We start from the raw sequence: 26,479 nt of genomic DNA, 5'->3' as shown, positions 1-26,479 counted from the left end.
CCTCGCGGCTCCTAAAGCCCGGCCCCGGCCGGGCTTTTGCGTTCTATGGCAACAATGGCAGCACATACGACATCACCGAAGGTTTTCATCACCGGCGCGTCCAGCGGGCTGGGACAGGCGCTCGCGCGTCACTACGCGGCACAGGGCGCGATTCTCGGGCTCGTCGGACGCCGTGGCGACAAGCTGACCGATCTCGCGGCCACGTTGCCGCATCCGCATGCCGTTCACTGTTACGCGCTCGACGTGCGCGACGCCCTCGCGTTGCGCGCTGCGGCGGGCGACTTCATGGCGCGTCACGGCGTGCCGGACATCGTGATCGCCAATGCGGGCATCAGTCACGGCGTGAACACGGAGGACCCTGCGGATCTGCCGCACTTCGCGTCCGTCATGGACACCAACTGGATGGCGATGATCGCGACCTTCAGCCCGTTTGTGGGGCCGATGCGTGAGCGCAAGCGCGGCACCCTCGTGGGCATCGGCAGCGTGGCCGGTGTGCGCGGTCTGCCGGGGCATGGTGCGTACAGCGCCTCCAAGGCAGCGGCGATGACGTATCTCGAAAGCCTGCGGGTCGAATTGCGCGCAGACAAGGTGGCCGTCGTGACGATTGCGCCGGGCTACATCCGCACGCCGATGACCGACGGTAATCCGTTCCCGATGCCGTTTCTGATGGACTCGGACAAGTTCGCACGCAAGGCGGCAGCGGCCATTGCACGTGGCAAGCGCTTCGCGGTGCTGCCGTGGCAGATGGGCGTTGCAGCCTTTGGCATGCGATGCCTGCCACGCTGGCTGTACGACATGCTGTTCGCCCGCGCCCCGCGCAAGCCGACGCTGGCGCAGCGTCAGGCGCGCGACGCCGCGAAAGACCGGGTAAGCTGACTCGGACATCCCCCAAAATGCCGGACGAAGCGGGGAGATGCACGTCCCCGCGCGTTAGAGTGCCCCGCATTCCTAATGCGCGGTGCCCTCATGATTGCCATCCTCACGCGAGCGTCGTTACGCGCTTGTCTGCGCTTCGACGTCTTTCTTAACGTTATCCGGTGCGTCGCTCGACGCGCCGTCTCCCGCCCTACGTCGCCTCTCGTCGGACTCGCCATCGCAACGTCGATGACCGGGTGCGCCGCGATGGCCCCCGGCAACTGGCAGGTGTTCGGACCGCCGCCCTCTTATGTGCGGCCTGCGCCGGTCATCGTCGGTCCGGCACCGGCCATCGTTCAACCTGCACCTGTCGTCGTCACGCCCGCCCCTGTCATCGTGGCACCGCCCCCTGCCGTGATTCAACCTGCCCCTGTCCTCGTGACGCCCGCCCCAGCCTTGGTCCGACCGGCCCCCGTCATCGTGCAGCCCGCACCGGTCATCGTTGGCCCGCGTCAGCCGGTTGTCATCGTTCCCGCGCAACCCCGTTCGTCGCGGGACGCCGCGCACTTCCTGCGCGAGCGCTGCTATCTCGAGAAGGGTGGCTGCTATACGAGCGAGTATCGGGAAGGCTACGAATTCGATCCGTCCACCGGCACCTGGGGCTGGGTGGGGCGGCGCGACTATCGATGGAAAGGCAGCCGGGGGAATCGGTGACTATGCGCTGACCTCCCCGCCGACCGCTGCCCCGCGATATCGCATTCCCTGCGTGAAACACGCCGTCTCACGCAAGATTCGGTCGTAATTTTGACCCGTTGTGGTGCATTCCAAACCTGCGTTAGAGTGTTCGTGTAACTTGAACAGAGGTATACACGACGTTAAACCGGATTCGCCGCCATAGAGCGGACGCGTGTGCAAACGGCGATAGCAGCGATACGCCGATCCATACCGATCCGACTGCGGCACTCCCAACCAAGCAGGAGAGGCACATGCAGACAACCCCCGCCGGCACGCCGGTCATCGACCCGGCGCTGCGACGCAAAGCGGTGATCGGTTCTACCCTGGGCAACGCGTTCGAGTGGTTCGACTTCACGGTTTACGGTCTCTTCGCGGTGGTCATCGCGAAACTCTTCTTCCCTGCGGATAACGATACGACGTCGCTGCTCGCGAGCGTGGCCTCGCTTGGCGTGGCGTTCTTCTTCCGTCCCATCGGCGGGCTGGCCTTCGGTCTGTACGCCGACCGCGCGGGCCGCAAGTCGGCGCTGTCGGTCATGGTCCTGCTCATGGCGCTCGGCACCGGGCTGATCGGCATTGCACCGACCTACGCGACCATCGGCTTCGCGGCACCGCTGCTGATCTTGCTGGCTCGCGTGATTCAGGGCTTCTCGGCAGGTGGCGAATTCGGTGGTTCGACCGCCATGCTCATCGAGTTCTCGCCGCCGAATCTGCGCGGTTTCTACGGCAGCTTCCAGATGTGCTCGCAGGCGCTGGCCGTTGCGCTCGCCGGGCTGTGCGCTTATGTACTCACGACGGGTCTGTCGAAAGAAGCGCTCGAATCGTGGGGCTGGCGTCTGCCGTTCCTGTTCGGGATTCTGATCGGGCCGGTGGGCTTCTACATTCGACGCCGCATGACGGAGTCGCCGGAGTTTCTGGCTTACGCCGCAGCACGTGAACCGACGCGTCGCACGCCGCTCGCCGACGTCTTCTCGAAGCACTACCGTGCGCTGATCGCGGGCTTCGGCCTGACGGTCGCAGCCACGACGTCGTTCTACGTCACGCTGATCTACACGCCGATTTACGCCGTCAAGCAACTCGGTCTGACGCAAGGTTCCGCCAGCCTGTCGACGTTCATCGCCGCAATGCTGATCGCCGCCCTCTGCCCGCTCACGGGATGGATTTCGGATCGTGTCGGCCGCAAGCCGCTGATTCTGTTGTTCGTGCTGCTCTATGGCCTGACGTCGTTCTGGATGTTCACGCGTCTGCATGGCTCGCCGTCGATGGGCAATCTGCTGCTCGCGCAGATTCTGCCGGCGGTGTGCATGGGCTTCGTGTGGGGTGCGTTCCCGACGGCCGTCACGGAAGTGTTCCCGGTCGGCGTGCGCTCGACGGGCGTCTCGATTCTGTACAACGTTTCGGTGATGCTCTTCGGTGGCCTCGCGCCGTTCTGGATCACGTACCTGATCAAGGTCACGCAGAACCCGCTGGCCCCGGCGTATTACATTCTGATGACCGTCGCGATCAGCCTCGTGACGTACGGTCTGCTCGGTCGCGAGGGACGCAACGTGCAAGCATCGGCGCAGCACGCCTGAGTGCGATGGCGACACGCTCGCCATACGATGCAAAACGCCCCGGGGACTTCCGTCTCCGGGGCGTTTTTTCTTCAGCGCGACACGCTTACGTCAGCCGCCGAAGCGCTGAAGCCTCCACGTGATCCTCACGCAGGCGAGAAGCGCCAGACACCCTTGTCATCGCGCTCACGCTTAAGCTCACCCGAGCGCCACAGCATATGCAAGTGCGCCAGCGCTTCGCCCATGGCGAAGGTGGTCTGATGCGCGTCGAGCTTGCGATGGAACATGATGGGCACAATGTCGCCCGCGCTTTGCGGCGACTTCGCACAGGCATCACGCACTTCCTGCAAGCGCGCCGCGTGGTGGTCGCGAAGCTGACGAATGCGCGTGTGCAAGCCCGTAAACGGACGGCCGTGCGACGGCAGCACGAGGCAGTCGGCAGGCAGATCCAGATAGACGCCCAGCGAGTCGAGGAACAGTTGCAGCGAGTTGGCTTCCGGCTCGATATCGAAGACGCTGACGTTGGTCGAGATGCGCGGCAGCACCATGTCACCTGAGATCAGCACGTTGTGCTGCTCTGAGTACAGCGCCATGTGCTCGGGCGAGTGACCGTAACCCGCGATCAGACGCCAGTCGCTGCCACCGATGCGCACCGTCTCGCCGTCCTTGAGACGGAAGTAGCGCGACGGCACTTCGGGCACGAGGTCGCTGAAGTACGACTTGCGATTGCGAATCTGGTCGATCATGGCCTCGTCGGCGAGACCATGTGCGATGAAGTGCGCGACGGCGAACTCACCGCCTGCGTTGGCGGCATTGTTGTTATCGCCCTCGGACATGAGACGTCCCCACGCATAGTCGCCGAGCGACATGGCGAGCCGCGCCTCCCAGCGCTGCTTGTCGCCGCCCTTGCAGATCCAGTGCGCGAGGCCGAGGTGATCCGGGTGGCAGTGCGTGACGACAACCCGCAGCACCGGCTCGCCGCCGAGCGCGCTGTCGAACACCTGCTCCCAGTACGCCTTGATCTGCGGATGCGTGATCCCGCAATCGACGACCGTCCAGCCCTTCACCCCGTCCACTTCATCGCGCAGCAGCCACAGGTTGATGTGATCGAGCACGAACGGCAGCGGCATGCGCACCCAGAAGACGCCCGGCACGACTTCGTGCACGGTGCCGCCGTCAGGCAGGAAATCGCCAAGGGGATAGTTCAGTTGCTGTTCAAGGGCATTCACGGGGCCACGCTCCAGATGGGCTTGTTCTCTTGTTGTCAGGTTGACGCCATCACCGATTGCATACGATGCAAGTTGACGCTAACGTAAACGGCAATTCTATCTGCAATGGTAAGCACCCGCTTAAACTTGCTAATCCGATCCCCTGCCGATCCGATGCTCACATACACGATCACCGACCTCGCCCGCGAGTTCGACATCACGCCCCGCGCGATCCGCTTCTACGAGGATCAGGGTCTGCTCACGCCCGCCCGTGAAGGCCCCGGCGGACGTCACCGCGTCTACACCGGACAGGACCGCACGCGCCTGAAGCTCACCCTGCGCGGCAAACGTCTCGGCCTCACGCTCTCCGAGATCAAGACGATTCTCGATCTCTACGAGTCGCCCAAGGACACCGTGCCGCAGTTGAAGGTGTTTCTCGACACGCTCTCTCAACATCGTCAGGTGCTGGAGCAGCAACTCGAAGACCTCCACGCCACACTCGACGAAGTCTCTCAGCACGAAGCGCAATGCCTCGCTTTGCTTGAGGCTGCTGGTGAAAGTGCGCCGCCCTCCGCTCGTCGGGTTAAGACGGCTGCGGCCTCGCACTGAGCGACTTCTTTACACCCCACCCCGCTTCATCCTCCCCCGGCCCTGTCCCACCCCCAGGGCCGCGGGAATCGGCACTACCCTGACTCCGTTCCACCTGAAAGTCACTCCGTCAGGGCAGCACCGATCCCCGCCCATCCATTTCCCCCAACACCACTCCCTTCGCCCCTCTTTCTCGATTCAGGAAAGTCCTTACTTTACGTTTACGTAAACGTTAAGTAGTATCTCTGAACTTGGTTTTTCGGCCCCCTGGCCCCGCCGATCATGCACAACGTCCCCTCGTCTCATGCTGTCCATGCCGCGCCCGTCGACCCCGCCGTCGACGCGAAAATTCGCGCCAGCTTCGACAAACAAGGCGTCATGACCCACTGGGGCGCACAACTCACGCACATCGCCGACGGGTTCTGCGAGATTTCGTTGCCATTCTCCGACAAGGTGAATCAGCAGCTCGGCTATTTCCATGGCGGTGTCATCGGCGCCATCGCCGATTCGGCCGGCGGTTACGCAGGCTACACGCGCATCTCGCCCGATCAGGAATTGGTCACCGCCGAATACAAACTGAACATTCTCGCGCCCGGCAAGGGCGATACACTGGTCGGACGCGGTCAGGTCGTCAAATCCGGACGCACACTCATCGTCGCCACCGCCGAACTGTTCGCCATCGATAACGGGAAATGGACGCTCTGCGCCCTCATGCAGCAAACGCTCTTCGTGCTGGCCGCGAGTCCGTCTCGCTGACGTCCGTCTGACGTCTCACTGGCAGCCGCATTACCGCTTCACCCTGCTTACCCAGCACCATCAAGCACCTTCAAGCACCATCGAACATACGCGCGGGCCAACCGCCACGCGCCACCTCTGGAGACTGTGTCATGACGACGTTGCCCGGCCTCAATTTCATGCTCGGCGAAGACCTGGACATGCTGCGCGAATCGGTCGCGAACTTCGCATCGAAGGAGATCGCCCCGCGCGCCGCCGAAGTGGATCGCACTGACCAGTTCCCGATGGACCTCTGGCGCAAGATGGGCGACCTCGGCGTGCTCGGCATGACGGTCTCCGAAGAGTACGGCGGCGCGAACATGGGCTATCTGGCGCACATGATCGCGATGGAAGAAATCTCGCGCGCGTCCGCCTCGATCGGCCTGTCGTACGGCGCACACTCGAATCTGTGCGTGAACCAGATTCACCGCAACGGCACGGCCGCGCAGAAGGCGAAGTACCTGCCGAAGCTGGTGTCGGGCGAACACGTCGGTGCCCTCGCGATGAGCGAGCCGAACGCCGGCTCGGACGTCGTCAGCATGAAGCTGCGCGCCGAGAAGCGCGGCGACCGCTATGTGCTCAACGGCACGAAGATGTGGATCACGAACGGCCCCGACTGCGACACGCTGGTGGTCTACGGCAAGACGGACATCGAAGCCGGCGCACGCGGCATGACGGCATTCATCGTCGAGAAAGGCATGAAGGGCTTCTCGGTCGCGCAAAAGCTCGACAAGCTCGGCATGCGCGGCTCGCACACGGGCGAACTGGTGTTCGAGAACGTGGAAGTGCCGGAAGAGAACGTGCTGGGTCAGGTCGGCGGCGGCGTGAAGGTGCTCATGAGCGGTCTGGACTACGAACGCGCCGTGCTCGCCGGTGGTCCGATCGGCATCATGCAGGCCGCCATGGACGTGGTTGTACCGTACATCCACGACCGCAAGCAGTTCGGTCAGTCCATCGGTGAATTCCAGCTGATTCAGGGCAAGGTCGCGGACATGTACACGATCCTTCAGGCAAGCCGCGCGTATCTGTACGCCGTGGGCCGTCAGTTGGAATCGCTGGGCAGCGATCACGTGCGTCAGGTGCGCAAGGATTGCGCCGGCGTGATTCTCTACACGGCGGAAAAGGCGACCTGGATGGCGGGCGAAGCGATCCAGATTCTCGGCGGCAACGGCTATATCAACGAGTATCCGGTCGGCCGTCTGTGGCGCGACGCCAAGCTGTACGAAATCGGCGCGGGCACGTCGGAGATCCGCCGCATGCTGATCGGCCGCGAATTGTTCTCCGAGACGATGTAACCGCGAGGAAAGCCCACGAAACGAACGGTTAAACAGACGGACATTCAGGCACAGGCAGCGGCGCTACAATCTTCGCAAGCACCGCCCTGCGCCTGTCCCGACCGGTATGAATCACTTCCCGAAACTCCTGTCGTCGCAGTTTGCTTTCGACGTCGCCCGCACCATGCTGGACGGCTTCGATAAGCATTACCGCATCTTCCGCGAGGTGTGTGTCGCGGCGCAGGCATGTTTCGAAGCCGGTGACTTCATGGGCATCCAGAAGCTCCAGCGCGACCGCATCGCCTATTACGACGAACGCGTGCGCGAGTGCATCGTGACGCTGGAAGACGAGTTCGACGCGCAGTCGCTCGACGACGATGTCTGGCAGCAAGTGAAGCTGCATTACATCGGCTTACTCACCGAGCATCGTCAGCCTGAACTCGCCGAGACGTTCTTCAATTCGGTGTGCTGCAAGATCCTGCACCGCTCGTACTTCAATAACCGTTTCATCTTCGTGCGCCCGGCCGTGGCGACGGAGTACATCGAGAACGACGCGCCCGCTGCGAAGCCGACGTACCGCGTCTACTATCCCGCGCAGGACGGCATGGCCGCCACGCTCGCGCGCATCGTCACGAATTTCCAGCTAAAACGCCCGTTCGCCGATTTGTCGCGTGACGTGGGCTATGTGATGCGCGCCATCGAAGAGGCGTTCGGCACGTTCGCCGAATTCCAGGCGGCACCGAATTTCCAGATTCACGTGCTGGCGTCGCTGTTCTTCCGCAACAAGGCAGCCTATATCGTGGGACGCATCGTGAACGGCGACACCACGACGCCTTTCGCCGTCCCGATCGTGCATGACGGCCACGGCAAGCTGGCGCTCGACGCCGCTCTGCTGCGCGGCGAGCAACTGCGTGTGATGTTTAGTTTCTCGCACGCGTATTTCATGGTCGACATGGAGGTGCCGTCGGCCTACGTGCAGTTTTTGCGCACGATCATGCCGGGAAAGCCGAAGGCCGAGATCTATACGTCGGTCGGTTTGCAGAAACACGGCAAGAATCTGTTCTATCGCGATTTTCTGCATCACCTGAAGCATTCGAGCGACAAGTTCGTGAGCGCACCGGGGATTCCCGGACTGGTGATGCTGGTGTTTACGCTGCCCTCGTATCCGTACGTCTTCAAGCTGATCCGCGAGCGCTTCGCGCCGCCCAAGGAGACGACACGCGAGCAGGTGAAAGCGAAGTATCTGATGGTCAAGCAGCACGATCGCGTGGGCCGGATGGCCGACACGCTGGAGTTCTCCAGCGTCGCCTTTCCGCTCTCGCGCTTCGACGACGCCCTGCTCGCCCAGCTCCGTACCGAAGTGCCGTCGCTGCTCGAATTCGACGGCGACGCGCTGGTGATCCGCCACTGCTATATCGAGCGCCGCATGACGCCGCTCAATCTGTGGCTGCAATCCGCCTCGGATGCCCAGGTGGATCACGCCATGCGCGAATACGGCAATGCGATCAAGGAGCTGATGGCGGCGAACGTGTTTCCGGGCGACATGCTGTACAAGAATTTCGGCGTGACGCGTCACGGCCGGGTGGTTTTCTACGATTACGACGAACTGGAATATCTGACGGATTGCCACATCCGTCGAGTGCCGGAACCGCGTAACGAAGAAGAGGCGATGTCGGGGGAAGTCTGGTACCGTGTAGGCCCGCACGACGTGTTTCCGCAGACGTTTGAGACGTTCCTGACGGGAGATCCACGCGTGCGGCACTATCTGAGCCAGCATCATCCGGATTTCTTCGACCCCGACCTGTGGCAAGGCTTTCAGGATCGGGTGCGAGCCGGACAGATGCACGACTTCTATCCGTACGATGTCTCGCTGCGTTTCGTCAATCGCTACGGTGCCGCCCGCGGCACTGAGGATTCGGGTGCTTCGGACGCTCCGCCTCGCGCGGCAGCGGCCTGAGTGCACGACGCCTCGCCATTGACGCTGCCCAGCTCACGACACGCCCGCCGGATGACACGATCATGACCGAAGACAAAGACCAACCTCTCATCCATCTGCTCGATAACAACCGCGCCTGGGTTGCCAGCGTGAACGCCGAAGATCCCGCGTTTTTCGAGAGATTGGCCAAGCAACAGGCCCCGGAATATCTCTGGATCGGCTGCTCGGATTCGCGCGTGCCCGCGAACCAGATCACCGGACTGGCGCCGGGCGAAGTGTTCGTCCACCGCAACATCGCGAACGTGGTGGTGCACAGCGATCTGAACTGCCTGTCGGTGTTGCAGTTCGCCATCGAAGTGCTGAAAGTGCGTCACATCATGGTCGTCGGCCACTACGGCTGCGGCGGTGTGGGTGCTGCGCTCGACGGCGCGAAGATGGGCCTCGTAGACAACTGGCTGCGCCACGTGCGCGACGTCTACGAGCGCCACGTCGACCAGATCGACGCGCTGCCCTCGCGCGACGCCCGTCACGATCGCCTGTGCGAGTTGAACGCCATCGAACAGGTCGTGAATATTTGTCACACCACCGTCCTGCGCGACGCATGGGCCCGCAACCAGCCGGTCACGGTGCATGGCTGGGTGTACGGCCTGCGCGACGGTCTGGTGCGCGACCTGCGCATGTCGGTGAATAGCCTCGAATCCCTGCCGCGTATCTATGATCGCTGCGTGGAAGCGATGGCCGAATTACGTCATCCACGCGCCTGATCGCTCAGGCCACTCAGGCGCGCGAAGCGGCAAGCGGGCGCGTGGGCGACGGAAGATTGAAGCATTGGATATTCGGGGCTGACACATCGTGTCGATTTCGGTCGATTTGGACGGTATGTCAGCCACGCAACCCCTTTTATGGAGATTGCCATGCAACAAGACCCGATCGTCATCGTTTCCGCTGCCCGCACGCCGATGGGCGGCCTGCAAGGGGTGTTCGGCGATGTCGCCGCGCCCCAGCTCGGTGCCGCCGCCATCCGTGCAGCCGTCGAACGCGCTGGCCTGAAGCCGGAGCAGGTCGACGAAGTCGTCATGGGCTGCGTGCTGCCCGCCGGTCAGGGACAAGCGCCCGCGCGTCAGGCCGCGCTCGGTGCAGGCCTCCCGCTCGCAGCCGGTGCCACCACCGTCAACAAGATGTGCGGCTCCGGCATGCGTGCCGCGATGTTCGCGCACGACATGCTCGCTGCCGGTAGTGCCGACGTGATCGTCGCCGGCGGCATGGAAAGCATGAGCAACGCCCCCTATCTCCTGCCCAAGGCGCGCGCCGGCATGCGCATGGGCCACGGTCAGGTCATCGACCACATGTTCTTCGACGGTCTGGAAGACGCTTACGACAAGGGCCGCCTGATGGGCACCTTCGCCGAGGAGTGCGCCGACCGTTATGCCTTCACCCGCGAAGCGCAGGACGCCTTCGCCATCGCCTCGCTCGAACGCGCGCAGAACGCCACGAAAGACGGCTCGTTCGCATGGGAAATCACCGCCGTGACGGTGCCCGGCCGCAAGGGCGACACCGTCGTCGAGCAGGACGAACAGCCGTTCAAGGCCAACCCCGAAAAGATTCCGACACTCAAGGCCGCCTTCCGCAAGGACGGCACGGTCACGGCCGCCAACTCGTCGTCGATCTCCGACGGTGCCGCCGCACTCGTGCTGATGCGCGAATCGACCGCCAAGCACCTCGGCCTCACACCGCTCGCCCGCATCGCCGGTCACAGCACGTTCGCGCAGCAACCGGGCCTGTTCACCACGGCACCGGTCGGCGCGATGCGCAAGCTGTTCGAGAAGACCGGCTGGTCGACGGCCGATGTCGATCTGTTCGAGATCAACGAAGCCTTTGCCGTCGTTGCGATGGCCGCGATGCACGAGTTCGATCTGCCGCACGAGAAGGTCAACATTCACGGCGGCGCATGCGCGCTCGGCCACCCGATCGGCGCGTCCGGCGCACGCATTCTCGTCACGCTGATCGGCGCACTGCGCAAGACCGGTGGCAAGCGTGGCGTGGCGAGCCTGTGTATCGGCGGTGGCGAAGCGACGGCGATGGCCATCGAACTCGTCTGACCGACTCGTCTGATCAACGTACGCGTCTGAACTCACGCCGGCACCCAACGCCGGCCCACCGTTTTAACGGGGACCTATCGACGTCATGAAAACAGCGCTCATCATCGGTGCCTCACGCGGCATCGGCATGGAATTCGTGCGGCAGTATCGCGAAGACGGCTGGCGCGTGTTCGCCACCGCACGCAGCGAGGACGGTCTGGCCGCCCTGCGTGAACTCGATGCCGAAGCCCTGAAGCTCGACGTCACGCGCGTGGAGTCGTTGTCCGGCCTGTCGTGGCAACTCGACGGCGTAGAACTCGACGTGGCGGTCTACAACGCCGGCGTGAACTCCGAACGCACGACCGGTCTCGCGCCGATCACGAAGGATGAGTTCGACCGCGTGTTCCACACCAACGTGCTTGGCGCGATGCAGGTCGCGCCGCTCGTGCTGCCCTTTGTGGAAGCGGCGGGCGGCAGCTTCGGTTTCCTGTCGAGCCGCATGGGCAGCGTCGAACTGATGGAGTCGAACGGCAGCTGGTTGTATCGCGCAAGCAAGGCCGCTGTGAATTCGGTCGTCAAAGCCGTGTCGCTCGAAGCGCAGCGCGCCACGTGCGTCGCCATGCACCCGGGTTGGGTACGCACCGACATGGGCGGCGAGAACGCCGACATCGACGTCGAGACGAGCGTGTCCGGCATGCGCCGCGTGCTGGCCCGCGCCCCGGGCGAGCGCGCCACGCACAACGGCGGCTTTTACAACTACGACGGCACGCCGTTCCCCTGGTAAATCACGCAACACCGTAGCACTTGCAGCACCCGTAGCACCCATAAGACGCTGTTGCCACACCGCCGTATCTTTTGATTCGCGGGCCAGAAACGTCACTCGGAAACGGAGCCAACATGACGTCCGCCATCGACTTTTATTTCGACTTCGCATCCCCGTACGGGTATTTTGCGAGCACCTGCATCGACGACATCGCTTCGCGCAATGGGCGTGGCGTCGCGTGGCATCCGATTCTGCTCGACATCGTCTACAAGGTGAACGGCACGGGCGCACCGGTGCAGCATCCGATCAAGACGGAGTATCTGAAGAACGACGTGGCGCGCACCGCGCGCTTTCACGGCATCGACTACAAGCGGCCGACGCATTTCCCGATCCCGACGCAGGCCGCCGAGCGCGCCGTATTGTGGGTGCAGGACCATCGCGGCGGCGACTTGTCGGCAGAGTTCGCGAAGTCGATCTTTCGCGCGCTCTACGTCGACGACGTGAACATCGGCGACCCGGCGGAACTGGTACGGCTCGGTGAGGCGCTCGGCATCGACGGCGCAGCCCTCGACATCGGCATGCACTCGCCCGCCGCCAAGGACCACCTCAAGGCGGAGATCGATCTGGCGATGGCGCGCGGCGTGTTCGGCTCGCCGTTCGTGATCGTGGACGGCGAACCGTTCTGGGGCTTCGACCGTTTCGCGCAGGTCGAGGCCTGCCTGAAGCACGGCAGGATCTGACACCGAAACACCACAAGGCAATTCATACGATGGCAAGCCCCCAATCGCCGCAAGACAAAGACCGTGAAGGCTGCCCGTGCGGCGGCCTCGCGTTCGAGGATTGCTGCGCACGTTACCTCGAACACGGCGAGATTCCGCCCACGGCTGAAGCGCTGATGCGCTCGCGCTATACGGCGTTCGTGCGCCAGAACGCGCCGTATCTGCTCGACACGTGGGCGGCACGTACGCGGCCTGCCGCGCTCGACTTCGGCGACGCCCCGCAGTGGCTCGGCCTTCAGGTCAAAGCGCATCTGCAACGCGACGAACACCACGCCGAAGTCGAATTCGTCGCCCGTTACAAGGTCGGCGGACGCGCCCATCGGCTGCACGAACGCAGCCGCTTCGAGCGCACCGACGACGGCCGCTGGCGCTACATCGACGGCGACCTGTTCGACTGACCTGGCGACGACATCCAGCACATCGCTCATTGCGTCGCTCAGCACAAGCACTCAACTAAAACTCACACTCCACCGGATTTCGTCACATGCCGATTCTCGAAAGCAAACTCAACCCGCGCGGCGAAGACTTTGCACGCAACGCGTCCGCGATGCAGACCGTGGTCGACGAACTGCGCGCGCGCATTGCACAACTGGCCGGTGGCGGCGGTGAGGCCGCACGCAAGAAGCACACCGGCCGCGGCAAGCTGCTGCCGCGCGATCGCGTGCAACAACTGCTCGATCCGGGCTCGCCGTTTCTCGAACTCTCGCAACTCGCCGCGACCGGCATGTATCACGACGACGCCCCGGGTGCGGGCATCATCACCGGCATCGGCCGTGTGTCCGGCCAGGAATGCGTGATCGTGTGCAACGACGCCACCGTCAAGGGCGGCACGTACTACCCGATGACGGTCAAGAAGCACCTGCGCGCGCAGGAGATCGCCGAGCAGAACCACCTGCCGTGCATCTATCTGGTCGACTCAGGCGGCGCGAACCTGCCGAATCAGGACGACGTCTTCCCCGATCGCGATCACTTCGGTCGCATCTTCTACAACCAGGCGCAGATGTCGGCGCAGGGCATTCCGCAGATCGCCGTGGTGATGGGCTCGTGCACCGCTGGCGGCGCGTATGTGCCCGCGATGAGCGACGAGTCGATCATCGTCAAGGAACAGGGCACGATTTTCCTCGGCGGCCCGCCGCTGGTGAAAGCGGCCACGGGCGAAGAAGTGAGCGCCGAAGATCTCGGCGGCGCCGACGTCCACACGCGCCTGTCGGGTGTCGCCGATCACTTCGCGCAGAACGACGCACACGCGCTGTCCATCGCGCGCAGCATCGCCGCAAACCTCAACCGTCGCAAGCCGGCGACCGTCGCGACCAAGACGCCGGTCGAACCGAAGTACGACGCGCGTGAACTGTACGGCGTGATCCCCGCCGACACGAAGAAGCCGTTCGACGTGCGCGAAGTGATTGCGCGTCTGGTCGACGGTTCCGAGTTCGACGAATTCAAGGCGCGCTACGGCACCACGCTGGTGTGCGGTTTCGCACACCTGTGGGGCTACCCGGTCGGCATCGTGGCGAACAACGGCATTCTGTTCTCGGAGTCTGCGCAGAAGGGCGCGCACTTCATCGAGCTGTGCTGCCAGCGCAAGATCCCGCTGATCTTCTTGCAGAACATCACGGGCTTCATGGTCGGGCGCAAGTATGAGAACGAAGGCATCGCCAAGCACGGCGCGAAGATGGTGACGGCCGTCGCCACTGCGAACGTGCCGAAGTTCACCGTGATCATCGGCGGCTCGTTCGGCGCGGGTAACTACGGCATGTGCGGTCGCGCCTACTCGCCGCGTTTCCTGTGGATGTGGCCGAACGCACGCATCTCCGTGATGGGTGGCGAGCAGGCGGCGTCGGTGCTCGCCACGGTCAAGCGCGATGGCATCGAGGGCAAGGGCGGTCAGTGGAGCGCAGAGGAAGAAGACGCCTTCAAGCAGCCGATCCGCGATCAGTACGAGCGTCAGGGGCATCCGTTCTACGCGAGCGCGCGCCTGTGGGACGACGGCGTGATCGATCCGGCGGACACGCGCACGGTGCTCGGTCTCGGCCTGTCGGCCGCGCTCAATGCGCCGATTCCGGAAACGCGCTTCGGCCTGTTCCGGATGTAAAGCGCGCGTCACCGTCCACATCGGCTCATCGAGGAATTCCGTCATGCAACTCGCTACGCTCAAGTTCAGTGTCGACGCCCACGTCGCCACCGTCACGCTCAACCGTCCGGACGTGCGCAACGCGTTCAACGAAACCGTCATCGAAGAACTGACCGGCACGTTTCGCGCGCTGGCCACGAACGACGACGTGCGCGCCATCGTGCTCGCCGCTGAAGGCGTCGCGTTCTGCGCAGGTGCCGATCTGAACTGGATGAAGAAGATGGCCGGTTACTCGGACGCCGAGAACCGCGCCGACGCCATGACGCTCGCCGTCATGCTCAACACGATCTATCGCTGCCCGAAGCCGGTGATCGCGCGCGTGCAGGGCGACACGTATGCGGGCGGTGTGGGTCTCGCCGCTGTGGCGGACATCGTGGTCGCTGTCGACACGGCGCACTTCTGCCTGTCCGAAGCCAAGCTCGGCCTGATTCCCGCCACCATCGGCCCGTATGTGATCCGCGCGCTGGGCGAGCAGGCGTCGCGTCGCTATTTCGTGACGGCGGAACGCTTCACGGCCGCCACGGCGCAGCGTCTCGGTCTGGTGCACGAAGTCGTGGCCGCCGATGCGCTCGACAGCACCGTCAGCGCGCTGGCGAAGGCGCTCGTCGACAACAGCCCGAACGCCGTGAAGGAGTGCAAGCGCCTTGTGCAGGACTTCGCCGGGCGCGCTATCGACGAGGCGGCCATCGCCGATACGGCCGAGCGCATCGCGAAGATCCGGGCCTCCGACGAGGGTCGCGAAGGGGTGCGTTCGTTCCTAGAGAAGCGCTCGCCGTCGTGGCGCGACGCTTCCTGAGCGCACGGCACAAAAACGGCCTGTTTCGACGGTTACAAATTTTTTTTGGGAGGGGTGACGGCGGAGATGCCTGAACGTTATCGGCGGGTTTTGCGAAATTGTCGATAACGTCTCTTTACGGCTCATAAAACAGCGAGTTTTCGCACCAAATCCGCCTATTGCCCTGCCAAATCGCTTTGCCTACCATGCGCCCATCCCCCACCTCCGGCCACGTGCAGCAGCGCAGCGCGCCATGCCCCGCACCGGCCAGCCAGACGGACGACGAACGTCGGGCATCTCGCCCGGTTCATCACCCGTCACGGCCCTCAAAGGAGTCAAAGATGGACGCCACCCCGCGCCCTCCCCACGGTCCCGGCGATCTCGCCGCGCGCAGTCTGCGACAGGTCTGGCACCCCTGCACGCAGATGAAGCAACAGGCAAAGCTGCCCCTCGTCGCGCTGTCTCACGGCGAAGGTCCCTGGCTCGTCGATACCGGCGGCGAACGCTATCTCGATGCCATCAGTTCATGGTGGGTCAATCTGTTCGGTCACGCGAACCCGCGCATCAATGCGGCGCTGATCGATCAGTTGGGCCGCCTCGAACACGCGATGCTCGCCGGTTTCACGCATGAGCCCGTCGTGTCCTTGTCCGAGCGTCTGTCGGCATTGACCGGCGGCGTGCTCGGCCATGCGTTCTTCGCGTCCGACGGCGCGTCGGCCGTCGAGATCGCCCTGAAGATGAGCTTTCACGCGTGGCGCAATCAGGGTCACAGCGACAAGCGCGAATTCGTTTGCGTACGCAATGGCTATCACGGCGAAACGCTCGGCGCGCTGGCCGTGACCGACGTCGCCCTGTTCCGCGACGCTTACGATCCGCTGCTGCGCCATGCGCACGTCGTGGCCTCGCCGGACGCGCGTCAGGCCCGCGACGGCGAGACGGCCGTCGACGTGGCCCGCTGTGCCGCCGCCGAACTCGACACGCTGCTCACCGAGCGCGAAGGGCGAATCGCCGCCGTCATCGTCGAGCCGCTGGTGCAATGCGCCGCCGGCATGGCGATGCACGATCCGGAATACCTGCGCCTCGTGCGCGCGCTGTGCGACAAGCACGGCGCTCACATGATCGCGGACGAAATCGCCGTCGGCTGCGGCCGCACCGGCACGTTCTTCGCGAGCGAGCAGGCCGGTATCTGGCCCGATCTGCTCACGCTCTCCAAGGGCATCAGCGGCGGCTATCTGCCACTCTCGCTGGTGCTCTCGCGCGACGCGATCTACGACGCCTTCTACGACGACGACACCGCGCGCGGCTTCCTGCACTCGCACTCGTACACCGGTAATCCGCTGGCGTGCCGTGCCGCGCTGGCCACGCTCGACATCTTCGCGGACGACGACGTTCTGGCCCGCAACACCGTGCGCGCTGCGCGCCTGACGCAAGCCCTCGCACCGCTGGCCGACGATCCGCGCGCGAAGCACTTCCGTCATCGCGGCATGATCTGGGCTTTCGACGCTGTGCTACCGGACGCCCCCGGCGCGGCCGGAGCCTTCGCGAAACGCTTCTACACCGAAGCCCGTGCGCGCGGCGTGTTGCTGCGTCCGATCGGCTCGACGGTGTACCTGATGCCGCCGTACGTACTCGACGACGGCACCACCGACTGGCTGGCGACGCAAACGCTCGCGGCTTTCGACGCAACGATGCAGCAGGAGGTGGCCGCATGACGACCCATCCCCCACATCCCCTGCTCGACCGCCTCGACGCCGGGCTCGCCGAGATCGACCGTCAGCATCTGCGCCGCCGTCATCGCGTGGTGAGCACGCCGTGCCAGCCGCATGTGAACGCCGACGGCCGCGACGTACTCGCCTTCGCGAGCAACGACTATCTCGGGCTGGCCGCGCACCCGAAGGTCGTCGAAGCGCTCATCGAAGGTGCGCAACGCTATGGCGCTGGCAGCGGTGCGTCGCACCTCATCAGCGGCCATTCGCAGGCGCACGCGGAACTCGAAGACGCGCTCGCCGACTTCATGTCGCCGCATCTGGTCGACGGTCGCGCGCTGTATTTCTGCACCGGCTACATGGCCAATCTGGCGACGATCTCCGCGCTCGCCAACAAGGATTCGGATATCTTCTCCGAAGCGCTCAACCACGCCTCGCTGATCGACGGCGCACGGCTCTCGCGCGCGAAGACGCACGTCTATCCGCACGGCGACGTCGACGCCCTCGCAGCATTGCTCGAAGCCAGCACCGCCGAGACGAAGCTGATCGTCACCGACGGCGTGTTCTCGATGGACGGCGATATCGCGCCACTGCCGCAGTTGCTCGCGCTCGCCGAGCGTCACAACGCGTGGCTCATCGTGGACGATGCGCATGGCTTCGGCGTCGTGGGTGACAACGGACGCGGCGTGTTCGAACACTTCGATATGCGCTCGCCGAACCTGGTGATCATCGGCACGCTTGGCAAGGCCGCTGGCGTCGGCGGTGCGTTCGTCGCCGCGAATCGCAGCGTGATCGAGTGGCTGATCAATCGCGCCCGTCCGTATATCTTCACGACGGCGGCAGCGCCCTCGCAGGCGCACGCGTTGCTCGCGAGCCTGAAGATCATCGCGGGCGACGAAGGCCGCGAACGTCGCGCCACGCTGCAAGCGCGCATTGCGCAACTGCGCGATTCGCTCACGCTCAAGCACTGGCATCACATGGTCTCGCCCACGGGCGTGCAGCCGATCATCCTCGGCGAGAACGCCGCCGCACTGCACGCGCAGGCCGGGCTGGCAGAAGCCGGATTGTGGGTGCCCGCGATTCGTCCGCCGACGGTCGCACCGGGCACGTCGCGCCTGCGCCTCACGCTCAGTGCCGCACATACGGCCGAAGACGTGGCGCGCCTGACCCGCGCCATCAATCAACTCGACAACGACTGGACGGAGCACGCGCATGGCTGAACGCAACCTCATCACCGCCGCCAATGCCCCGACCGAGCGTGCGACGCCCGCGCGTCACGCGTTCTTCGTCACGGGCACCGACACCGAGATCGGCAAGACGCTCGTCTCGTCGGCGTTGCTGCATGCCGCAGCGCGTCGCGGACTGGTGTGCGCCGGGCTGAAGTCGGTGGCCGCAGGCGCATCGGAACACAACGGTCGTTTCGTCAATGAAGATGTGGAGCAGTTGCACGACGCGAGCAATCTGAAGCTGCCCGACGACTGGTACTGCCCGTACGTGCTCAAGGACGCCACCGCACCGCACATCGCTGCTGCCGCCGAAGGCATCGACCTCGATTGCAGCGTGATCCGGGCGGGCTATGCACGGGTTGCCGCGCGAGCGGACCTCGTGATCGTCGAAGGTGTCGGCGGCTTTCGGGTGCCGCTCGGCCCCGATGCCAGCGCGCCCGACACCGCCGATCTGGCGCGTCAGCTCGGCCTGCCGGTGATCCTCGTCGTCGGCCTGCGTCTGGGCTGCATCAGCCATGCGCTGCTCACCGCCGAGGCGATCACGTCGCGCGGTCTCACGATTGCCGGATGGGTCGCTAATCACGTCGATCCGGAGATGCGTCATGTGGACGCGAATGTCGATGCGATTGCCGCGCGACTCGGCGCACCGCTGCTCGGACGCGTGCCGCATCTGCCTCACCCCGACGCGGCGACCGCCTCCGGTTATCTCGACATTGCGCCATTGGTCGACAGCGCACTGCATCGCACTGCGCAAACGTCGTCCGGCCCTCGCCCGCATACGGCCCCCTGAGCGCGATCCACACACCGTCATCGCGCCAACATCGAACACACAGAATTCAAGGAATCTCACCATGCAAGTTCACGCACACACCGCCGCTCACGGCCACGACGAAGCGCTGCGCCGTAACGACACGCCCTGGACCGTCGCCGACATCGAAGCGCTGTTCGCCCTGCCGTTCAACGACCTGATCTTCCGCGCACAGCAAGTGCACCGCGAGCATTTCGACGCCAACGCCGTTCAGCTCTCGACGCTGCTCTCGATCAAGACCGGCGGTTGCCCGGAAGACTGCTCCTACTGCCCGCAGTCGGCGCGCTACGACACCGGCGTGGAAGCCGAGAAGCTGATGCCCGTCGAAGAAGTGGTCGCCGCCGCACAACGCGCCAAGGAAGCCGGTGCTACGCGCTTCTGCATGGGCGCCGCGTGGCGCAGCCCGAAGCCGCATCAGGTCGACGCCGTGGGCGAGATGGTGCGCAGCGTGAAGGCGCTGGGTCTGGAGACGTGCGTGACGCTCGGCATGCTGCGCGACGGTCAGGCGCAGCAACTGCGTGACGCAGGTCTCGACTACTACAACCACAACCTCGATACGTCGCCGGAGTTCTACGGCCAGATCATCACGACGCGCACGTATCAGGACCGTCTCGACACGCTCGCCCGTGTGCGCGACGCCGGTCTCAAGGTGTGCTGCGGCGGCATCGTCGGTCTGGGCGAGACGCGCCGTGAGCGCGCCGGTCTGATCGCGCAGCTCGCGAACATGTCGCCGTATCCGGAGTCGGTGCCCATCAACAACCTGATGAAGGTCGAGGGCACGCCGCTGGAAAACAACGAGAGCGTCGATCCGTTCGACTTCGTGCGCATGATTGCCGTGGCGCGTATCACGATGCCGCGCGCAATGGTGCGTCTGTCGGCCGGGCGCGAAATGATGGACGACTCGCTGCAATCGCTGTGCTTCCTCGCCGGGGCAAATTCGATGTTCTACGGCGAAAAGCTGCTCGTGACGCAGAACCCGCAAGCCGAAGCCGACCGCGCGCTGCTCGCGCGTCTCGGTATGCGCACGTCGACCGAGGAGAAGCTCGGTGCGGAGAATGCTGGCGACGCTGGCGAGTGCGACGCATTGAAGCCCTGCGCGACCCACTAAGCGGAGCAACGCAGTTGCCGCGCAAGCGTTGAAGGATGAAAGCCGCCACATCGATCAGATCGCACAAGACGATCCGATGTGGCGGCAAAGCTGAATAGCAAAGAGAATGGTGCCAATGCGCTGACGCCCCGTCACAAGCGGGGACGTTAGCCCTCGGCGCCGCCCAAATCGATCATTTTCCGGAGGCAACATGTTCGACAAAATCCTCATCGCCAACCGCGGCGAAATCGCGTGCCGTGTGGCCGCCACGGCTGCACGGCTGGGCATCCGCACGGTCGCTGTCTATTCCGACGCCGATGCACACGCCAAGCATGTGGCCGTGTGCGACGAAGCGGTACATGTCGGCGGTGCGGCCGCGCGCGAAAGCTACCTGCGCATCGACGCCATCATCAATGCCGCCAAAGCCACGGGCGCGCAGGCGATCCACCCGGGCTACGGCTTCCTGTCCGAGAACGAGGCGTTCGCCGCCGCCTGCCATGAGGCAGGCATCGTCTTCATCGGCCCGCCGGTCGGCGCCATCCACGCGATGGGCAGCAAGAGCGCCGCCAAGACGCTGATGGAAGGCGCGGCCGTGCCGCTAGTGCCGGGCTATCACGGCGACAATCAGGACGCCGCCTTCCTCCACGCGCGCGCCGACGAAATCGGCTACCCGGTGCTGCTCAAGGCCAGCGCCGGGGGGGGCGGTAAAGGCATGCGCGTGGTCGAGCGCACCGAAGAATTCCGCGCCGCGCTCGCCTCGTGCCAGCGCGAAGCGGCGAGCAGCTTCGGCGACGAACGCGTGCTCGTGGAGAAGTATCTGACGCGTCCGCGTCACATCGAAATTCAGGTGTTTGCCGACACGCACGGCAACTGCGTCTATCTGTTCGAGCGCGACTGCTCGGTGCAGCGCCGTCACCAGAAGGTGCTGGAAGAAGCACCCGCGCCGGGCATGACCGAAGCGCGTCGCCGTGCCATGGGCGAAGCCGCGTGCAATGCCGCACGTGCTGTAGGTTACGTGGGTGCAGGCACCGTCGAGTTCATCGCCAATCAGGACGGCTCGTTCTACTTCATGGAGATGAATACACGTCTTCAGGTGGAGCACCCCGTCACGGAAATGATCACTGGCCTCGACCTGGTCGAATGGCAACTGCGTGTGGCGGCCGGCGAAGTGCTGCCACGCAAGCAGGACGAGCTGCGCATTCACGGTCACGCGCTCGAAGCACGTATCTACGCCGAGAATCCGGATAACAATTTCCTGCCGTCGACGGGCACGCTCTCGACGCTGCGCCCGCCCGCGGCGGTGCAGTTCGAAATCGGCGGCACGACGTCGCCCGCTGGCGTGCGGATCGACTCGGGTGTGCGCGAAGGCGACACCATCTCTCCGTTCTACGACCCGATGATCGCCAAGCTGATCGTGTGGGGACAGGACCGCGACGAAGCGCTCGCGCGCATGCGTCGTGCGCTGGGCCAGTACCGTGTGGTCGGCGTGCAAACGAACATCGCGTTCCTCGGACGTCTCGTGGCGAGCGAGCCGTTCGCCGGGGCCGATCTGGACACGGGCCTCATCGAACGCCATCGCGACACGCTGTTCCCGGCCGCAGCGCCAGTGCCCGCCACGACGCTCGCGCTGGCCGTCGCCGCGCAGCTCGCGCGCGAGACCGTCGTCGGCTTCCGTAAGTATCAGGACAGCATCGACCGTCATTCGCCGTGGCAACTCGCGACGGGCTGGCGGCTGAACGGCGACTATCAGCGCACGCTCTCGTTCGATCATGGTGAAACGCGCCTCGACGTCGTGCTCACGAGCGGCGCACAGGCCAGCACGCTGACCGTCGACGGGCAAACGTTCCCGTACCGCTACACCCACGACGCCGGCGTGTACCGCGTGACGCTCGGCGAGCGCCGCGTGCAAGGCCACGTCGACTTCGAACACGAGACGGCTCACGTCTTCGCCGACGGTCAGTCGTGGACGCTGCGCTGGCACGATCCGCTCGCGCAGGCAGGCGCGCAGGAAGGCGGCGAAGGCCGTCTGACCGCGCCGATGCCGGGCAAGGTCATCGCCGTGCTTGCGGTGGCAGGCACGAAGGTCGAGAAAGGCGCGCCGCTGCTCGTGATGGAAGCGATGAAGATGGAACACACCATCAGCGCACCGGCCGACGGCGAGATCGAAGAAGTGCTGTACGCCGTGGGAGATCAGGTGCCGGAAGGCGCGCAGTTGCTGGCGTTCAAGCGGTGAGTTTTCCAGCGCGATAAGTCCTGCGTCGCGCGCGACGCCTCGGCTTTACGTCGACGTCGCGCCGACGTCATGCTGAATCACGCCGAGTCACACCGAATCGTGCGCCGACGCGCTGAGGATCGTCTGACGCCGGAATTGCTCCGGCGTCAGTCCCGACTGGCGCGTGAACATCTCGATGAACGCCGACGGTGTGGCGTAGCCCAGATCGAACGCAATCGACTTCACCGTCCGCCCCGCCTCCAATCCCTCGATGGCCCGCAGAAAGCGCATGCGCTGCCGCCATTGCCCCAGCGTCATCCCCAGCTCCGTCAGACAGTGACGCGCCAATGTGCGCTCCGTCATCGACATCGTCTTCGCCCATGCGGCGAGCGTGCGGTTGTCGGCAGGTTCGCTTTGTAACGCTTCCAGCACACGCACCAGCGACGGCGAACTCGCCTGCGGCAGAAAGCGTGGCTCCGCCGGGGCCAGCGCGATCTGGTCGATGAGCACCTGCGCGAGCCGACGGTCGGCATCCGTTTCCGGACACGCGACACCGCGCTCAGCGAAGTCCAGCAGGATCGCGCGCAGCAAGCCGCTGATGCGCAACGTCGCCGCCTTCGCCGGGAGGGCACTGGCGAGCGAGGCGTCGATGTACACCGATCGGTAAATCACGGCGTCCGCATTGAAGCTCGCGTGCGTCGCCTTCGGCGGCACCCACACGGCGTACTGCGGCGGCGAGAGAAAGCGTGTGCCCTCGATCTCGATCTGCATGACGCCGTTCGCCACGTAACTGAACGTGCCCCAGTCGTGACGATGCGGCACCCAGGCGGTCTGCGCGTCGAACTCGTCGTAGCGGAAGTAGACCGGGTACGGCAGCGTCTTGAAGGTCGGCCAGTTGTAGCGAACGGTCATGGTGAGGGGCAGAACGGGGCGCCTGCCCGTGCGGGTCGATGGCGTCCATATTACAGTTCGCCGGTCTCCTCTGCGCAAACTCGCGTCCGGTGTCATGCTGCTGGCTGACGCGCGTCGCCCCGGCGGGGGTTCAATGGACTCGACCGGCCCGGCGGCCGCTGGCCCCACGCGCTGCAACGCATTCCTTTGCATCAGGAGAACACATGAATATCGGATTTCTCGGACTCGGCACGATGGGTGCCCCGATGGCACGCAATCTGTTGAACGCAGGCTTCTCGCTGCGCGTATGGAACCGTTCGCGCGGCCCCGTGGACGCACTTGCGGCCGAAGGCGCCACGCCGACGGCGAGCCCCGCTCAGGCCGCGCTGGGCGTCGACGTGCTGATCGCCATGTTGGCCGACGACGAGACGTCGCGCACGGTGCTGTGCGATGGCGGTGCGCTGCACGCGCTCACGCGCGGTGCCATCGTCGTGAACATGGCCACCGTCTCGCTGGATTTCGCTCGCGAGATGCGCGTACAGTGCGAAACGCTGGGACTGCGTTATCTGGCAGCACCGGTGCTCGGACGCGTAAACGTAGCCGAAGCCGGAAAGCTCAACGTGCTGGTGGCGGGCGAGGCGTCCGTCATCGATACGGTCCAGCCGCTGTTCGATGTGCTCGGTCAGCGCACCTGGCGGTTCGGCGACACGCCCGAGCAGGCAAACGTCGTGAAGCTCGCGTCGAACTTCATGATCGCCAGCGCCATCGAGTCGATGAGCGAAGCGGCCGCGCTAGCACAAGGGCACGGTGTCGCAGGCAGCGACTTCCTCGAGATGGTCACGTCGACGGTTTTCAACACGCCCGCCTACACCGGATACGGCGGGGCGATTTCGAAGCAGGTGTTCGAACCGGCCGGCTTCAAGCTCGCGCTCGGCGCGAAGGACGTGCGTCTCGCGTTGCTCGCGGGCGAAGCCGCAAACGTGCCCCTGCCGTTCGCGAGCGTGCTGCGTGACAACCATCTCGACAGCCTCGCGCACGACGAGGGTCAGCTCGACTGGGCTGCGCTTTCGCGCGTCGCCTTGCGCCGCGCCGGTTTGCCGCGAGTTCAGGACGCAGCCGGCAAGGAAGATAAAGACCGGTCCTGACGTTAGCTACGCGTCCAGCGGGGAACTTCGTCAGCACGCTTATCGCGGTGTTTGCACAAGGTTCCTAAGGAGGGTTCCTAGAAAATCTGGCAGCGGCCTCGGACGGCGGTCGCTGCCATGCGGATCTCCGGTGTTTCGGAATTTTCATAAGGAATCCGAACAGGTGTTCGCCAATATTCTCGGTGTCGATTTCAACCATGCGCGCCAACGCGCTCGACATCATGAACCAACGTCCACACCTGAACACCGGCCTGCGCACTCTCGCGCTCGCCGCGACTCTCGCGTTGCTCGCACTGCCGTCCGGCGTCAGCGCACAAAGCAATGTCACGCTCTACGGCACGATCGACTCCGGTGTCGTGCATGCGAACCACACGGCGGTCCCGAACGGTCCTGAGTCGTTCACCGGCATCACAAGCAACATCATCGGCGGCAGCCGCTGGGGCCTGCGCGGCACGGAATCGCTGGGGCGCGGCCTCTCAGCGCTGTTCCAGATCGAAAGCGGTTTCAATGCCGTCAACGGCTCGATGGGCAACGGCGGCCTCGCGTTCGGGCGCAAGGCCATCGTCGGTCTGCGCAGCGATGCGTGGGGCGAAGTGACGATCGGCCGGCAGTACGATCCGGTCGTCAATCTCGTGCAGGGGCTGACCGCAGACGGCTACTTCGGCGGTTTCTTCGCCACGCCGGGCGACGTCGACAACTACGACAACGGCGCACGCATCAACAACTCGATCCGTTACGCCACGCCGAACTTCGGCGGTCTGCAATTCGAAGGCATGTATGCGACCGGCAACGTCGCGGGGAAGACCGGTGCAGGTCGCTCGTACGGCCTGGCCGGGGCCTACAGCAACGGTCCGATCGCGCTCGCGGCCGGTTACTTCTTCGCGGACGGCGGCAGCAATCGTGGCAACCCGCTCGCCAACGGCGACTGGCCGTATCGCGAGTGGACGAGCAGCGCGGGTTCGCTGTTCAATTCGCCGATCAATGCCGGTTTCCGCACGGCAAGCAAGGTGAGCATTGCACGGGTGGGCGGTAAGTACGCGATCGGTCCGGCAATTCTCGGTGTGACGTTCTCGAACGCGCAGTACGCGAGCGACGCCATGTCGCTGTTCACCGGCACCGCGAAGTTCGACAGCGTGAATGCGTTCGCCACCTATGCGCTCACACCGGCCATCAATACCGGCATCGGCTACAGCTACACGCGCATGCGCGCCGACGGCTCCCTCGGGGCGCATTACAACCAGTTCAATGCGGGCGTCACCTATGCATTGTCCAAGCGCACGTCCACTTACGTGATTGGCGGCTATCAGCAAGCGGTCGGCAAAACCCTGAATCAGGGACAAGCCGTGGAAGCGACGGCCTCGGTCGGTTCCTACGGCATCGACGCCGGTGCCCGAACGCAGTTGCTGCTGGGCATGGGGCTGAAGCACAGCTTCTGATCGTTCGTCTCCGGCCAAATCAGCCAATCGGCCCAAACCCGTGAAGGCATGCGGGTTTCGGCCGATTTTCCCTTGGATTCAACGATCTTTAAATTCAAACGATCGTTTGGAATATTGGATTAATGAGTCTAAAAAAATACACTATTTACGATTTTAAGGGTTTACCCTATTCGGGAATCTATTTAGAATTCACTCCATTGAAGTTACATGCAGTCGCAACCGGCGCTCACCACGCTTTTTGATTTCCCTTCGAATTCGATGCGTATCGGTTCATCCCGGATCGTCTCGGCGCTGCACTCAACGGGGAGAAGTGTTGTGGTTTTCGTCAGTTGGTTGGTTGTCGCGGCATTGGCCGTTTCGGTGTCGGCAGCGCGTGTGAAGCAGTTGCATCGCCGTGCAGTGCGCAACGCCTCGGCAGCGCACATGGACCGCGTGTTGCGCTATCGCCGTAGCCACCGTGTCACGCCGTGCCCCCGCATTCAGTTTAAGGACGCCGCGTAATTCAGCGTCGTCTTGCAGCAG

General features: G+C 64.4%; 23 protein-coding genes and 1 pseudogene. 22 read left to right on the top strand and 2 right to left on the bottom strand.

What is annotated here, in order from left to right; translation table 11 throughout:
* The first annotated feature begins 54 nt into the window (after positions 1–54).
* The 3 genes from PAQ31011_RS07880 to PAQ31011_RS07870 all read left to right on the top strand — a co-directional run bounded on the left by PAQ31011_RS07880 (position 55) and on the right by PAQ31011_RS07870 (position 3,161).
* Entirely contained in the window at positions 55–876 is an 822-nt protein-coding gene (locus PAQ31011_RS07880; protein ID WP_150575295.1) for an SDR family oxidoreductase, read from the top strand.
* Between the two features lie 90 nt (positions 877–966).
* Positions 967–1,569 (top strand): hypothetical protein, encoded by a 603-nt coding sequence (locus PAQ31011_RS07875; protein ID WP_246179438.1) that lies wholly within the window; start codon positions 967–969, stop codon positions 1,567–1,569.
* 272 nt (positions 1,570–1,841) lie between these two features.
* The gene (locus tag PAQ31011_RS07870) at positions 1,842–3,161 is read left to right on the top strand and encodes an MFS transporter (RefSeq protein WP_150575294.1); all 1,320 of its coding nucleotides are present in this window, start codon (positions 1,842–1,844) and stop codon (positions 3,159–3,161) included.
* Positions 3,162–3,286: 125 nt separating this feature from the next.
* Here PAQ31011_RS07870 and PAQ31011_RS07865 read toward each other — a convergent pair whose 3' ends face one another.
* Positions 3,287–4,369, bottom strand: coding sequence for an MBL fold metallo-hydrolase (locus tag PAQ31011_RS07865; RefSeq protein ID WP_150575293.1), 1,083 nt, complete (start codon positions 4,367–4,369; stop codon positions 3,287–3,289).
* A gap of 153 nt (positions 4,370–4,522) precedes the next feature.
* On the opposite strand from PAQ31011_RS07865, the gene PAQ31011_RS07860 reads away from it, so the two are divergent.
* The 16 genes and pseudogenes from PAQ31011_RS07860 (at position 4,523) to PAQ31011_RS07785 (ending at position 22,506) form a co-directional block, all read left to right on the top strand.
* Positions 4,523–4,957, top strand: coding sequence for a MerR family transcriptional regulator (locus tag PAQ31011_RS07860; protein ID WP_150575292.1), 435 nt, complete (start codon positions 4,523–4,525; stop codon positions 4,955–4,957).
* 261 nt (positions 4,958–5,218) lie between these two features.
* Positions 5,219–5,692 carry a PaaI family thioesterase gene (locus tag PAQ31011_RS07855; protein WP_046290566.1) on the top strand — a complete coding sequence of 158 codons (474 nt, stop codon included), beginning with the start codon at positions 5,219–5,221 and terminating at the stop codon, positions 5,690–5,692.
* A 131-nt stretch (positions 5,693–5,823) separates the two neighbouring features.
* On the top strand, positions 5,824–7,005 hold the full coding sequence (locus tag PAQ31011_RS07850; RefSeq protein ID WP_039395188.1) for an isovaleryl-CoA dehydrogenase: 1,182 nt from the start codon (positions 5,824–5,826) through the stop codon (positions 7,003–7,005).
* A gap of 106 nt (positions 7,006–7,111) precedes the next feature.
* Positions 7,112–8,941 (top strand): bifunctional isocitrate dehydrogenase kinase/phosphatase, encoded by a 1,830-nt coding sequence (gene aceK, locus PAQ31011_RS07845; RefSeq protein WP_150575291.1) that lies wholly within the window; start codon positions 7,112–7,114, stop codon positions 8,939–8,941.
* A gap of 62 nt (positions 8,942–9,003) precedes the next feature.
* Positions 9,004–9,684, top strand: a complete 681-nt coding sequence (gene can / locus PAQ31011_RS07840; protein ID WP_150575290.1) for a carbonate dehydratase — start codon at positions 9,004–9,006, stop codon at positions 9,682–9,684.
* A 150-nt stretch (positions 9,685–9,834) separates the two neighbouring features.
* Complete coding sequence (locus tag PAQ31011_RS07835; RefSeq protein ID WP_246179437.1) at positions 9,835–11,019, top strand: acetyl-CoA C-acetyltransferase; 1,185 nt, start codon at positions 9,835–9,837, stop codon at positions 11,017–11,019.
* 85 nt (positions 11,020–11,104) lie between these two features.
* Positions 11,105–11,782 (top strand): SDR family oxidoreductase, encoded by a 678-nt coding sequence (locus PAQ31011_RS07830; protein ID WP_150575288.1) that lies wholly within the window; start codon positions 11,105–11,107, stop codon positions 11,780–11,782.
* Positions 11,783–11,895: 113 nt separating this feature from the next.
* Positions 11,896–12,501 (top strand): 2-hydroxychromene-2-carboxylate isomerase, encoded by a 606-nt coding sequence (locus tag PAQ31011_RS07825; protein ID WP_150575287.1) that lies wholly within the window; start codon positions 11,896–11,898, stop codon positions 12,499–12,501.
* Between the two features lie 29 nt (positions 12,502–12,530).
* A complete protein-coding gene (locus PAQ31011_RS07820) occupies positions 12,531–12,938 on the top strand; it encodes a YchJ family protein (protein WP_150575286.1) in 408 nt (135 codons plus the stop codon).
* 86 nt (positions 12,939–13,024) lie between these two features.
* On the top strand, positions 13,025–14,632 hold the full coding sequence (locus PAQ31011_RS07815) for a carboxyl transferase domain-containing protein (RefSeq protein WP_150575285.1): 1,608 nt from the start codon (positions 13,025–13,027) through the stop codon (positions 14,630–14,632).
* A gap of 43 nt (positions 14,633–14,675) precedes the next feature.
* The gene (locus tag PAQ31011_RS07810; RefSeq protein ID WP_150575284.1) at positions 14,676–15,467 is read left to right on the top strand and encodes an enoyl-CoA hydratase/isomerase family protein; all 792 of its coding nucleotides are present in this window, start codon (positions 14,676–14,678) and stop codon (positions 15,465–15,467) included.
* Between the two features lie 320 nt (positions 15,468–15,787).
* Positions 15,788–17,158 carry an adenosylmethionine--8-amino-7-oxononanoate transaminase gene (gene bioA, locus PAQ31011_RS07805; protein ID WP_150575283.1) on the top strand — a complete coding sequence of 457 codons (1,371 nt, stop codon included), beginning with the start codon at positions 15,788–15,790 and terminating at the stop codon, positions 17,156–17,158.
* Positions 17,155–18,372 carry an 8-amino-7-oxononanoate synthase gene (gene bioF / locus PAQ31011_RS07800; protein ID WP_150575282.1) on the top strand — a complete coding sequence of 406 codons (1,218 nt, stop codon included), beginning with the start codon at positions 17,155–17,157 and terminating at the stop codon, positions 18,370–18,372. Before bioA ends, bioF begins: the two co-directional genes overlap by 4 nt.
* Positions 18,365–19,168, top strand: coding sequence for a dethiobiotin synthase (gene bioD, locus PAQ31011_RS07795; protein ID WP_246179436.1), 804 nt, complete (start codon positions 18,365–18,367; stop codon positions 19,166–19,168). Before bioF ends, bioD begins: the two co-directional genes overlap by 8 nt.
* A gap of 136 nt (positions 19,169–19,304) precedes the next feature.
* Positions 19,305–20,294, top strand: a pseudogene (bioB, locus tag PAQ31011_RS07790) (biotin synthase BioB); the annotation flags it as partial.
* Positions 20,295–20,484: 190 nt separating this feature from the next.
* Positions 20,485–22,506 carry an acetyl/propionyl/methylcrotonyl-CoA carboxylase subunit alpha gene (locus PAQ31011_RS07785; RefSeq protein WP_150575280.1) on the top strand — a complete coding sequence of 674 codons (2,022 nt, stop codon included), beginning with the start codon at positions 20,485–20,487 and terminating at the stop codon, positions 22,504–22,506.
* An 87-nt stretch (positions 22,507–22,593) separates the two neighbouring features.
* Here PAQ31011_RS07785 and PAQ31011_RS07780 read toward each other — a convergent pair whose 3' ends face one another.
* Entirely contained in the window at positions 22,594–23,397 is an 804-nt protein-coding gene (locus PAQ31011_RS07780) for an AraC family transcriptional regulator (protein WP_150575279.1), read from the bottom strand.
* 203 nt (positions 23,398–23,600) lie between these two features.
* Between PAQ31011_RS07780 and PAQ31011_RS07775 the strand changes: the two genes are divergently transcribed.
* The 3 genes from PAQ31011_RS07775 to PAQ31011_RS07765 all read left to right on the top strand — a co-directional run bounded on the left by PAQ31011_RS07775 (position 23,601) and on the right by PAQ31011_RS07765 (position 26,458).
* Complete coding sequence (locus PAQ31011_RS07775; protein ID WP_150575278.1) at positions 23,601–24,521, top strand: NAD(P)-dependent oxidoreductase; 921 nt, start codon at positions 23,601–23,603, stop codon at positions 24,519–24,521.
* 221 nt (positions 24,522–24,742) lie between these two features.
* Positions 24,743–25,957, top strand: a complete 1,215-nt coding sequence (locus tag PAQ31011_RS07770) for a porin (protein ID WP_150575277.1) — start codon at positions 24,743–24,745, stop codon at positions 25,955–25,957.
* A 207-nt stretch (positions 25,958–26,164) separates the two neighbouring features.
* On the top strand, positions 26,165–26,458 hold the full coding sequence (locus tag PAQ31011_RS07765) for a hypothetical protein (protein WP_150575276.1): 294 nt from the start codon (positions 26,165–26,167) through the stop codon (positions 26,456–26,458).
* Positions 26,459–26,479 lie beyond the last annotated feature (21 nt).

It is taken from the genome of Pandoraea aquatica, from assembly GCF_902459565.1.
GTDB classification, from domain to species: Bacteria; Pseudomonadota; Gammaproteobacteria; order Burkholderiales; family Burkholderiaceae; genus Pandoraea; species Pandoraea aquatica.
Note: the sequence above shows the minus strand (reverse complement) of the source record. Positions and strands in the feature narration are given on the sequence as shown.